Origin of the sequence: Leeuwenhoekiella parthenopeia, assembly GCF_020782115.1 — a bacterium.
Lineage (GTDB): Bacteria > Bacteroidota > Bacteroidia > Flavobacteriales > Flavobacteriaceae > Leeuwenhoekiella > Leeuwenhoekiella parthenopeia.
In genome coordinates this window covers 103,208-114,699 of the sequence record NZ_JAJGMW010000011.1, presented here as the reverse complement: position 1 = coordinate 114,699, position 11,492 = coordinate 103,208, and the positions used below count along the sequence as shown (strand labels likewise).

Annotated in this window: 10 protein-coding genes and 1 pseudogene; 5 read left to right on the top strand and 6 right to left on the bottom strand. The window is 36.3% G+C overall.

What is annotated here, in order from left to right:
* Nucleotides 1–112: 112 nt before the first annotated feature.
* The 5 genes and pseudogenes from LLW17_RS10110 to LLW17_RS10090 all read right to left on the bottom strand — a co-directional run.
* Entirely contained in the window at nucleotides 113–1,552 is a 1,440-nt protein-coding gene (locus LLW17_RS10110) for a glycoside hydrolase family 30 protein (protein ID WP_228230138.1), read from the bottom strand.
* Nucleotides 1,553–2,176: 624 nt separating this feature from the next.
* The gene (locus LLW17_RS10105; RefSeq protein WP_228230137.1) at nucleotides 2,177–2,581 is read right to left on the bottom strand and encodes a response regulator; all 405 of its coding nucleotides are present in this window, start codon (nucleotides 2,579–2,581) and stop codon (nucleotides 2,177–2,179) included.
* Complete coding sequence (locus tag LLW17_RS10100; protein ID WP_228230136.1) at nucleotides 2,574–4,775, bottom strand: PAS domain S-box protein; 2,202 nt, start codon at nucleotides 4,773–4,775, stop codon at nucleotides 2,574–2,576. Before LLW17_RS10100 ends, LLW17_RS10105 begins: the two co-directional genes overlap by 8 nt.
* Before the next feature lie 516 nt (nucleotides 4,776–5,291).
* Nucleotides 5,292–6,206, bottom strand: a complete 915-nt coding sequence (locus LLW17_RS10095; protein ID WP_228230135.1) for a helix-turn-helix domain-containing protein — start codon at nucleotides 6,204–6,206, stop codon at nucleotides 5,292–5,294.
* A gap of 20 nt (nucleotides 6,207–6,226) precedes the next feature.
* Nucleotides 6,227–6,739: pseudogene (locus LLW17_RS10090) on the bottom strand (SDR family oxidoreductase); the annotation flags it as partial.
* A gap of 95 nt (nucleotides 6,740–6,834) precedes the next feature.
* On the opposite strand from LLW17_RS10090, the gene LLW17_RS10085 reads away from it, so the two are divergent.
* From LLW17_RS10085 to LLW17_RS10065, 5 genes are all read left to right on the top strand, one after another.
* Complete coding sequence (locus LLW17_RS10085) at nucleotides 6,835–7,002, top strand: tetratricopeptide repeat protein (RefSeq protein WP_228230134.1); 168 nt, start codon at nucleotides 6,835–6,837, stop codon at nucleotides 7,000–7,002.
* A gap of 247 nt (nucleotides 7,003–7,249) precedes the next feature.
* Nucleotides 7,250–7,657, top strand: coding sequence for a VOC family protein (locus LLW17_RS10080; protein WP_228230133.1), 408 nt, complete (start codon nucleotides 7,250–7,252; stop codon nucleotides 7,655–7,657).
* Between the two features lie 728 nt (nucleotides 7,658–8,385).
* On the top strand, nucleotides 8,386–8,853 hold the full coding sequence (locus tag LLW17_RS10075) for a VOC family protein (RefSeq protein ID WP_228230132.1): 468 nt from the start codon (nucleotides 8,386–8,388) through the stop codon (nucleotides 8,851–8,853).
* A gap of 319 nt (nucleotides 8,854–9,172) precedes the next feature.
* Nucleotides 9,173–9,733 carry a Crp/Fnr family transcriptional regulator gene (locus LLW17_RS10070; protein ID WP_228230131.1) on the top strand — a complete coding sequence of 187 codons (561 nt, stop codon included), beginning with the start codon at nucleotides 9,173–9,175 and terminating at the stop codon, nucleotides 9,731–9,733.
* 73 nt (nucleotides 9,734–9,806) lie between these two features.
* The gene (locus LLW17_RS10065; RefSeq protein WP_228230130.1) at nucleotides 9,807–10,688 is read left to right on the top strand and encodes an aldo/keto reductase; all 882 of its coding nucleotides are present in this window, start codon (nucleotides 9,807–9,809) and stop codon (nucleotides 10,686–10,688) included.
* Between the two features lie 493 nt (nucleotides 10,689–11,181).
* Here LLW17_RS10065 and LLW17_RS10060 read toward each other — a convergent pair whose 3' ends face one another.
* Complete coding sequence (locus LLW17_RS10060) at nucleotides 11,182–11,490, bottom strand: hypothetical protein (protein WP_228230129.1); 309 nt, start codon at nucleotides 11,488–11,490, stop codon at nucleotides 11,182–11,184.
* Between the last annotated feature and the right edge of the window lie 2 nt (nucleotides 11,491–11,492).

Below are 11,492 nucleotides of genomic sequence, written 5' to 3'. Positions count from 1 at the left end.
ACTTAATATAAATGTAGGTAATTGAAAATTTGTAATTAAACCTATTCTATAATCAACTACATGCAGTTGTGATTGCGCAATATTTATGTTTTGCGGGATACTTATCATTATCTCATTTCATCTCAAATGTATTTAATGAATGTGCGGCTAGCTGGACATTTAAGTAGTTTTTATCCAGTTTTACAGAAAGGTCTTGAATGGTATCACTAAAATTTCCAGCCAGTACGATTAATTTACCCTCAGGATTCTTGGCAATCATAACAGGATTCTTTTTTGATTGATCATTAGTACTTGCTATAATTTTGCTACCCGGACTTATAAAATGCGTATAATGCTTAACGGTATAGTGTTCAGGGGTATATGTAACTGTATTGTTTTTAGAATCAACCTGAATCAATGCATTTTGTTTCCATCCCCATCCACTAACACCATTATCGGCTAAAATGGCGTTCCGAAACGTATATTCTTCGCATCCATTACCTAAATAATGATTGATCAGTTGAAAAGTATGTTCTGCAGCACTCCAGTCAAAAGCACCCCAGCCACATTCACTTTCGGTTTGAACATATTTATAATTAGGATATTTTTCACGTAGTTCGGGCAATATTTGCCCACCTTCCCATTGAAAGCTAAGTCCCTTGATACTTTGAGACATTAGAGGGTCGCTGAGTACTTCATCGATAACATCAAACCGATTGGTATTTATTGTCCCAAGATATATATCTACATCGGGATGTTCCTGATTGATTACCGGGGCCAGATATTCTGTATTGAAGAGAACGATACCCTCTGGGGTCCAGGCGCAACCAGGATATGGGGTATAGCTCCATGCTTCATTCTGAAACATCACCATGTTTATCTGGATACCTTCATTTTTATATGCGTCTATAAATTTTGAAAAATAGTTGGCATAGGTTTTTAGATATCTGGGGTCTTGAATGAAGTAGTCGTTTACCGCGAGCCTTTTCGGAAAAAGGTCTTCGTTGACTTGATTCGTTCCCTCAAACAATAAATAATCAAGCCGGGGGTCAAGATTATTATATTCCTTGTTACTCACTACCGAATAATAGTTGTTTATCTTCATCCATGATGGTGGCGACCAGGGAGAAATCCAGAATTTTAAGTCTGGATTGTACTTTTGTGAGGTTTTTATATAAGGAATTAACGTTGTTTTATCCCTTTCGATGTTGAAATATTTGAGTTCAAAATCACCGGCTACTTCATCACTACTATACCAATCCCGTGCATAGTCATTTGCATTCATAGAGAATCTACCCATAGTAAAACGCAGATCTCCATTAGCCGAAAAGAGTTTTTCGAAGATCGCGTCTTGTTGTTCTTTAGGTACCAGTTGTATTGCATCCCAGCCTAGTTCGTTAAAACAGGTTCCCCAGGCTTTAAAAGTTACAATAGGCTCATTCCCGGCAAAGGTCAAAACAGGGGCTATGAAGGGGACTTTTGATAGTATAACTTTTGATTGTTTCCAAGGGCTTTGTTCAGTTGTGGAAGTCCAGACAAATTCTTGCGCAAAAGAACTGGATGCTAGTAGCATCAGCAAAAGAGTTGATATGAATATTTTTATTTTTCCAGCCATAATTTAACTAACAATATTGCGGATTATGAATTCGCTATAGAGGTTGCTCACGATGAAATTATAGGGTACTAATCGTTCAGAATATGATTTATGTAGCATTTTATTCTTAGAAAATAAAAGCTTTGGTTATTCGCTTAATAAATGCGGTGACCATTTTGATGGTTGGTTTACGATTTTTTGATGAGCACTAATGATAACCTACCAATAAAGCGTAATGAATAGTATGACTTAATTTTAATTGTTATTCTAAAAGCGGCATTGCTTAGTACAGGATACATTATTTGGAGGAGGAAACGCCGGAAAACTAAATAATTTCAGCTAATTCTAATTGGAAAGCAACAGAAATTTGTGGGTAAACTACAATAGGGTTTTGTCTTGAAATCAGCCAAAATCAAGGTAAATGCGACCCAACTCCCAGTCAAAGCCTACTCAAAGCCTGGGATAGAGCATCAGAGTGTATGAAAGTCGACCTAAAAAAGACAGGATTTAAGAATTTCCTGTCTGTGCGAGAATTCTATATTTAGATAACCAATATCCAGATTTAGCCAATAGCAATTATTAAGACCCCTATAGCTTATTAAACTAGTTGTTTTTAATAATTTCCTTAAGCCTTACCGGAGTGATAGGTTTGATAACGTATTCTTTCACCGCCTCGGCATATTCTTTAGCTTTTTGCTTATCAAAGTTGCTAATTGAAGAGGTAACGATATAAACTTTCATGATTTTTGGAGGGTCAATTTTGGTGAACTCATCCAGAAAACCCCAACCGTCCAATACCGGCATATTTAAATCCAGAAAGATCAAATCTGGAATCGTGTCTAAATTTTTAGACTCCATAAGCGGTTTCAAATGATCTAATGCCTCCCTGCCGTTGGTGTAGACAACAATAGACTCACTAAAATCATATTGCTTCATAAGACGCGTAGCGCCAAAAACAAAGATGGGATCATCATCTATGATGCAAACTGTTTTAAATTTTTTATTCATAAGGAAAAAGTATATCGAAAGTAGTACCTTTTCCTACAGTACTGCTAACTTTTATATGACCGCCCATGGCTTCAATTTGATTTTTTGTTATAAAAAGGCCAATGCCTCTGGCATCTTTATGACTGTGAAAAGTATTATACATGCCAAACAATTTATCACCGTACTTATTAAGATCTATTCCCAAACCGTTATCTTCAATAGACAAAAGGATTTCGCCATTTACCTTTTTCGTTGTAAATCGTATGTAAGAGGCTCTGTCAGGAGATCTGTACTTAATGGCGTTTGTGGTGAAGTTAAGCAATATACTTTCCAGATACGCAGGAATAGCATGTATGATTATTCCGGGTTGGGTATTATCAATGACATTCACTTTTGTTTCCTTTATGAGGGCAGCCAGAGTATTTTCTGTAAATTTAATATAGTCTTTCAGCCTTACGGGCTTTAATTCAGCGTCATCGTTGATTTGAAGTTCGGTTACCTCATTTAAATGATCTATAGTTTCAGCAAGCTGACTTGAGGCAGAGTCCAACATCGCGATGAGTTCTCCTTGTCCTCCTTTCAGTTCTTCTTTAAGAAAAGAGACCAGCATACTTAAGTTACCCGAATGCGACCTGAGATTATGAGAAACAATGTGTGAAAAATTCTTTAGGCGTTCATTTTGATTTTTGGTCAATTTTAAAACCCTGTTTAAGTCTTCTTCAGATTGCCGTTGCTTAGTAATATCTGTTATCTGTTTGATCAAAAACAAAGGGGTATCCTGTTCGTCCTGTACAATACTTACTGAAAGAATTCCCATTACCAGACTTCCATTTTTGTGAAAATAACGTCTTTCTACCTGATGATTAACTTTTTTGTTTTGAAGTAGCTTATCGAGTAAAATCGAATCAGGCTCAAAATCATCCGGATGAACAATGTCCTGAAGTTTCAAAGCGACTAGTTCTTCTTTGGTATAGCCTAATATTTCTGAAATGCGATGATTAATTTGAAGCCATTTACCTTCAGGTGAAACCAGTGCCATCCCAATAGGAGCGTTCTCAAAGCTCGATTTAAAGATGGTCTCGCTTATAATTTTCTCCTTATTTGATTTAATAATTCCTGATATATCGTGCATGGCCACCACAGCACCAATCAAATTATTCTTTTCGTCAAAAAGTTGATTGCCGGTTACCCTCACGTATCTATCCCGATCAGAAGTTTTTATTACGATAATTTCATTATCACCCAATTGCCGACCCTCTAAAACTTTTAAAAGAGGAATATCCTTTTCAGGTAGCAGCGTTTTGGCATTTGCCTGATACAAGCTGTAATATTTAGAAAGCTGAGATGCAGGCACAGGTTCAGACGGCAATCCATGCCATTCGCGACTGGTATTATTAAAATAGGTCAATTCCTTTTTTTCATTGCAGGCAACAATACCTACATCTATGGCATTGAAAACGGTTTCCTGAAAACGACTCTGTCTCAGACGCTCTATCTGCAGCTTCTTAAAAGTGGTCAGGTTGGAGGTTTGCATCAGCAGTCCCCCAACTTCACCATTGCGATACCAGGGTTTTACCTGCCACCTGAGGTAAAATGGATTTCCGGTACGGTCAAAGAACTCGTCTTCTTCTGCCTGATGGGTTTCACCGGCAAGACATTTTTTGTGAATTTCCTTCCAGCGCTCGGGGATATCAAAGAGATCGTAGTGATTTTGGCCCTCAATGTCTTCCGGTAGGTTATAATCAATTATCCATTGTTTGGAGGCAGCCAGATAGTTGAGTTGAGTATCAAACATGGCAATGGCACCCGGAGCCTGATCAATAAAAGTGCGTTTGATTTCAGCATCAATTTTTGCCAGAGTCGTTTCCTTATGAAAACCGGTCATCCATTCGGGATTACCGTCTTTCCAGCTTACTACTTTCCCCTGATCTTTAACCCAGATATAACGCCCATCTTTATGTCGCATACGCACTTCGCTCTCATAAAATGAACTTTCCCCCTGAAGGTGCATTTCAAGCAATTGTTGAGATTTTTGATAATCCTCAGGATGGCACAGGTCTTCCCAAAGCGTTTCAGTATGCGTAATCTCATCTGCTGTGTAGCCAAGAACTTTAGCCCATTCTTCACTAAAGATCACCTCTTTGGTAAGGATATTCCATTCCCAAAGTCCAATTGCGGTTCCTTTTAAAATATGTGCGTAGCGTTGTCCGGTCATGTTGGTTCTTTATACATAGCTGAGACAAATTAGGTAAAAAGGAGCAATATAAAATAGAGATTAGGGCTTATTTGCAATTGAAATTGAAAAAAGCATTTCACAGCAAAACTTGAAAAAATAAGTCTTTCAGCTAATTTTGTTGGTTTTTACTAAACATAGCACATATGAAGCCCTGGAGTTATTTGCCCGAACTCGGATCTTTAATTTGGGTGGACGTAGCTATACAAACAGCTTCAATTTATATTGAAAGTCAAGCGTTTGATCATCAGGATATCTTAGTATGAAAAAATGATCACTTCCATTTTGAAATAGGAAAAGAATTGACCAAAGGTCATTTAAAGATTTTTACTACAAAAGTATTTGAATTTTAGGTATTTAAAGTCGCTTTTAAATCCCATAAGTGCGTAGACTAATTGTTAAAAATGAAGGTTTTATTTCAAAATTGAGCTAAAATGATTTGATTTTTAACTCAGATCTTTGGTGGGTGCTGGGCTTTTGTTTCCGCCCGTTACGTTTTTAATTAAATGACCGTCTAAACTCCAAAGGCGAAATATCCATTTTCTTTTTGAAAAGTTTGCTGAACGATTGTGAATGTTCAAAGCCTAATTTGTAAGCAATTTCTGATACGGAAAGATTTGTTGTAGATAATTTTTCTTTTGCTTTTTCTATGATAGCGTTCTGAATGTATTGTTGTGTGTTTAGTCCCGTCAGTGAATGCAACATATCACTCAAATAACGTCGCGATAGTTTTAATTCCGTGCTGATATATTTCACGGACGGCAATCCGTTTTTAAAGCTTTCTTCTCCTTCAAAATAAATGTCTAAAAGTTTGTCTAAAGAGGTTATAATATCGTGATTGATTGCTTTTCTTGTAAGGAATTGTCTGTTGTAAAACCTATTGCTATAATTCAATAACAATTCTATTTGAGACACCAAAACATCCTTGCTGAAGCTGTCAATATTATTATTCAGTTCGTTGGCTATTGAAGCAAATAGATTGGATATAGTTTCCTTTTCTTTTGCTGATAAAAACAAGGCTTCTAAAACATCGTAAGAGAAAAAACCATATTGATTTATAGTGTTTCCTAATGGATGATTTTGGATTAAATCAGAATGAAAATACAAGGCAAAACCTTCATAATTTTCTATATTTTCAGGTGAGACAACAATTTGTTTGGGTTTTAAAAATGCCAATCCGCCTTCTTCAAAATCGTAATATCCTTGCCCGTATTTTGTTTTCCCTTTAAAAGTAAGCTTAAAGGAAATTTTGTAAAAGTCCATACTGATTTTTTGTCCTTTCGGAAGCATTTCAGCCGTCACATTATTGTAATCAACCAATTCAATCATTGGGTGCAAAGGTGCAGGAAGTCCCAATTCCCGCAGCAATTGCGATATGCTTTTAATGTGATTTATGTTCGATTGGTGTTGCATTCTTTCGTAAACTAATCTAATCAATTTTGTTTCGACGGACGAATAACAATGTCGCCAATTTCAACATCTTTTGGCTGACTGATTGCGTATATTACTGCATTTGCAATAGTTTCGGGACTTATCGCTATTGCTTCAACCGCTTTAGATGCGGCATCTTTCTTCTCTTTAGTATTTACACTTTTTACTGCAAAATCCGTTTTGATATATCCGGGCGAAATACTTGTTATTCGTATGCTTCCGTCCGATTCCTGCCGAAACGCTTCCGAAATAGTGCGGATGGCATTTTTTGTACCTGCATAAACGCCTTGTGTTGGAACAATTTTTATTCCCGAAGTCGAAATGATATTGATGATGTGACCCGATTGTTGTTGCTTAAAAACAGGAATTGCGGCTGCTATTCCGTACTATGTTCCTTTGATGTTGCTGTTAATCATTTCATCCCAAGCGTCAATGTCTAATTCGTCTATACGACTAAGTCGGGCGACACCTGCATTATTTACAATAACGTCCATTTTTCCGAATTGCTCAACAGCAACATTTACTGTAAGCTTCCCCTAAAACCGAACTGTTTAGAAGTATAATAATTCTTAATTTTAAACAGTTAGAACAAGGAGTTAATTTCTTAATTTTGGCTTTATACATATATCCAACATCAGCAAATCTATCCGATAGTTTAGCAGAAGCATATTTTCATAATGAGGACTACCAAAACGCAATTTTGAATTACAAAAAGTCTTTGAAATTAAACCCTGAAAATCAAAATGCAATTAACCGGTTAAAACAATTAAAAGAATAGAGCCCGCAGGTAAGAATGAACTTAAAGAATAGGCGTAATAGTACTAAAGACAGGAATTGTGCATCGTATCAAAGGTTGTGCTTAACCGAAAGTTTAATGATTCGTAATCGCCTGCTTCTAATAATCCTCGAGCATTTTCCAAAGCAGTTATTATCGGTAAAGTTCCGTGCATAGACATTACATATCTCGTATATATACCAGGGCAGGCAAGCTAAAATAGGAAATCAATAAACACTAACGAACTATTATGAAAGTACAAACCATTTATGTCAACTTACCTGTGACTGACATAGAAAAAACAAGAGCTTTTTGGACAAAACTTGGGTTTCAGTTTAATGAAGACTTTTGTGATGAAAACACATTAGCCCTGGAATTGAACGCGGGGACAATTTATGCGATGCTCTTAAAAAAAGACAAATTCTCAACATTCACAGACAGACCGATTGCAGATCAATCAACAACTCAAGTATTGATTGCTATTCAAGTTGAGAGCAAGGACAAAGTGCTTGAACTCGTTAAACTGGCAATAGAAAATGGTGGGACCAGTTACAAGGAACCTGCTGACCTTGGATGGATGTACTATGACACATTCGCTGATTTAGACGGACATCAATGGGAACTGATGTTTACGGATATGTCAAAAATGGAAAATTAAAAAGCTCGTGTACCCTTGAATAGACAGCCTTGAGCGATAGCGCACTACGTGATTACGGGAGCTCGGTTGAATCTGATACATGAACCGAAAAACCAACAGAAGTCCTGGTTTATCAGTAATTCGTGTAGATATTCTTTCCTGATCAATAATGCTGTAGGAGCTTTCACGTTTTGTATTTCCTGGTTAACGGGAGTATAATTTTGGGATCAATCTAATTTGTCAATTTATAAAACCCGTTTTAAACCCTGTTCAACAAAAAAAACCGGGGTAGAGTGGGATAAGAGTGTAGCTGCACTTAATAGCACTTGGAGGGTGCTTGCGCGTAAACTGCTCTTTTAGTAAGGACCAAAACAGACTTGATTAAGGGAGTAACAGGTATAAAATCTCAGGTCTTTTGAGGGACCTAGTTTCATTTGAAAGGATGGAAGCAACGAAGGATTTGATGGGCCTAAACTTTTGTGGAGATATGCATATAGTTAGCGATACTATAAAGAGGGAATTCAACCGGTTGTGTAATTCTTATGTTGTTGGAAATTTGAAAAAACGTAGTGACCTTATAGACTTCAAAAGTATATTGATTTTAACTGGAGATGTATAGATTTAATACGTTTTGCAGCAACCTTTGCTTTCCTGAAAATATCTTGTAAACATTCAAATCGAAAAGTAAATAAAGATATTTCAAGTAAAAATTTTGTAGCTAAAATAATTCAATTGAAAATTGTGAAATTATGATTAATCAAAAAATAACACCTTCAATCTGGGTCGAAACAACAGACGCTAAAACAGTTGCTAACTATTATCTTTCTATTTTTAAAGATGGCAAACTAAAAGAACATCACAAATACCAAAACCCACCAGAAGCTGGAGGCGGAAACTTTGAAACAGCGATTATTGAAATGGCAGGTATGGAATTTAGCATTTTGGCAGCAGGGCCATTTCAAAAATTTAATGAGTCAGTTTCCTTTGTAATTAATACAAAAGATCAAGCCGAAACAGATTATTATTGGGAAGCACTTACTGTCAATGGGGGAGAAGAAAGTTCTTGTGGATGGTGTAAAGACAAGTATGGCTTATCTTGGCAAGTGGTTCCTGCGGAATATTTTGACCTAATAAATAGTGCTGACCCAAAGATTAAAGAGAAAGCAGTGAGGAACACTTTAAAGCAAAAGAAAATAATTCTATCAAAACTTAAATAAAACTACACGCAAATGGTAATCGATTCACAAGACTCTAATTCTTATAAAGCGATACCATTTAAACCTACCGAAGCCTCGGGATTAAGCCGTTCTCTAGTCTCAAACCATTGATGAATTAATAGTTTATGTTTGTTAGGATTAATTTATGCGCTTCTTCCAGGGCTGATTTAATCTAAAAAAAACAAGTCGAGCATTCCTGCTCCGTTTTTGGCGTTTACAAATAAATTGTGGTAGAGGCCTTGTGCAAGGATTGTGTAATTGAAAATACATTTTACCTAATTGTAATTTTTTTAATAATCAACTATACTAATTTGGTAGTATGAATGAACTTGAAACTTTTTTACTGCAATTTGGGAATTTGAACTCAAAACAACTCGATCTTGTTAAAAGCAAAACCAACCCATTAGAACTTAAAAAAGACGCTTATTTCATAGAAGCAGGACAACTATTTGACCAGGTAGCTTTTATTTTACACGGTATTTTACGTATCTGTTATTACAATAACAAGGGTGAAGAGATTACAAAGTATTTTCTTCACGAAAACCGTTTTCTTGCAAACCCATACAAAGGAGAACCGATGACTGAGTATATTCAGGCTGTTACCGATTGTAAACTTTTGGTATTTCACAAGAAAGACTGGAACGAGCTTTCACAAACAATTGATAGTTGGGACAGCATGACCAGCAAAATAGTTCAACAAGCTTTAGTAGAAAAATTAGACCGAAGAAGTTCATTGGTAACAGAAGATGCTACAACGCGTTACATAACATTTTTAGAGAAATTTCCTAATATGGTCAATCAGGTGCCGCTATCTTATGTTGCTTCTTACCTTGGTATTACCCAACAATCCCTAAGTAGAATACGGAAAAACATCCATTAAAATCGCTTTTTACCAAATGGTAAACGATTTCATTTTTCATTCAAGCAACTTTGTACTTTAAAAACTAGCGAAGATGAAAATCAAGAAAACAATTACTATTGGTGCAGATACTAAAAACCCCTTAACTGTAAAGCGTTTGGGTTATGGAACGATGCGACTTACCGGAGAACACGTGTGGGGAGAACCCGAAAATAGAGTAGAAGCCTTAGAAATATTAAAAGCAACTTCCGAAAATGGTATTCAATTTCTGGATACTGCTGATTATTATGGAGCGGATGTGACCAACCGACTGATTGCAGAAGCACTGCATCCTTATAAGAACGATTTGGTCATATGTACCAAGGTTGGTGCTGATAGAGGTGCTGATAAAAGCTGGAGAGCTTTCGATAAACCGGAAAATTTAAGAACCAGTATTGATACCAACCTAAAGACCTTAAAAATAGAGCAAATGCAATTGGTGCATTTTCGGGTAATGCCTGATAGCGTTACGCCTTTTGAAGAGTCTCTGAACACGATGTTCGAAATACAAAAGGAGGGTAAAATTTTACACGTAGGATTGAGTAATGTAAATGAAGAAGAATTGAATACAGCTCTTAATATGGGGAGTATTGCAAGTGTGGAAAATGCTTTTGGTTATGAACAACGTACCACCTTTTCCGTGTACGGTCAAGAAGTAAGGGGGATGCAGGAGGTAATGGAAATCTGTAATGAAAATAGGATTCCAATGATTCCTTTCTTCTCACTTCAAAGCTCTTTACCCAACACGGAAAATAAAATAGCCGAAGTTGCGAAGAAATACAACACTACAGCAGCACAACTCAATTTAGCGTGGTTGTTGCATTACAATGATTTGATTTTACCCATTCCCGGAACTTCGAAATTGAGTCATTTTAAAGAAAACAGTGAAGCCTTTAACATTGCACTCTCAGAGGAAGACATGGCATTTTTGGGGTAAATTAGAAATTACAGCTGGCGGAGTTCCTCAAGAATAGAAAACAAAAACGAAGTCTTAAAAAAACACAACTCTAATCAGGTATAATCTCTATTGCGGTTTGAGTTGACACTCAAACCGCAATTGTGTTTAAGTTAATATCGAGTTTATGAGAGGGCAGCATCAATACCCGAACGATAATAAGATTGGGATATTAGATCAAATTATGCTAATAATTTCGGTCGGTTAGAGCATACCTCTGTTAAATTGGGTCGCTTCTAAAGATCAGGAAAATAACATTGTTGTATATTCAGCGCTTTGCTGTCCCGTTTGGTAATTCAAATAAGCCGGGAGATAAGATTATAGCAGCCTATGTTAACCCCTAATTAACTTAGTTTATGACTGATCATTATGGTATGATGCTTCTCCAAATGTCTGTATGGGATTTATCTAAACCTCTTAACCTGTTTTAATTCACAAAAACAGGAAATTACAAGTGTAATTTTTTCAACTGTTTTTATTCCATATCGATAGGATAAAGCCCAATCAGATTACTATAAAACTTATGAAGTCTTGTAAATTGCAGCACATAATCACTATAGGCGCAACTCAAATAAATAGGACTCAAGCCCAAACCGGCTATAACTTTAAAACCAAATTCCTGCTCAAACTCTTGAAATCCTTCATTTCGTGTATCAAAATACCGCATTTTATCATGAAGCTGGCGACCATTTTTGATAATAAAATCATCAAATTGTATTTCGAGTTCTTGCCTCCTGGATATTAGTTTTTCTAGATAATCCCGGTACCGTTGTTCATCCTCCATAA

What these genes read in the sequence shown, in the direction of transcription:
- LLW17_RS10095 (WP_228230135.1), bottom strand. Translation starts at nt 6,206, where the DNA reads ATGCAACACCAATCGAACATAAATCACATTAAAAGCATATCGCAATTG.
- LLW17_RS10110 (WP_228230138.1), bottom strand. Translation starts at nt 1,552, where the DNA reads ATGCTACTAGCATCCAGTTCTTTTGCGCAAGAATTTGTCTGGACTTCC.
- LLW17_RS10075 (WP_228230132.1), top strand. Translation starts at nt 8,386, where the DNA reads ATGATTAATCAAAAAATAACACCTTCAATCTGGGTCGAAACAACAGAC.
- LLW17_RS10060 (WP_228230129.1), bottom strand. Translation starts at nt 11,490, where the DNA reads ATGGAGGATGAACAACGGTACCGGGATTATCTAGAAAAACTAATATCC.
- LLW17_RS10070 (WP_228230131.1), top strand. Translation starts at nt 9,173, where the DNA reads ATGAATGAACTTGAAACTTTTTTACTGCAATTTGGGAATTTGAACTCA.
- LLW17_RS10105 (WP_228230137.1), bottom strand. Translation starts at nt 2,581, where the DNA reads ATGAATAAAAAATTTAAAACAGTTTGCATCATAGATGATGATCCCATC.
- LLW17_RS10080 (WP_228230133.1), top strand. Translation starts at nt 7,250, where the DNA reads ATGAAAGTACAAACCATTTATGTCAACTTACCTGTGACTGACATAGAA.
- LLW17_RS10100 (WP_228230136.1), bottom strand. Translation starts at nt 4,775, where the DNA reads ATGACCGGACAACGCTACGCACATATTTTAAAAGGAACCGCAATTGGA.
- LLW17_RS10065 (WP_228230130.1), top strand. Translation starts at nt 9,807, where the DNA reads ATGAAAATCAAGAAAACAATTACTATTGGTGCAGATACTAAAAACCCC.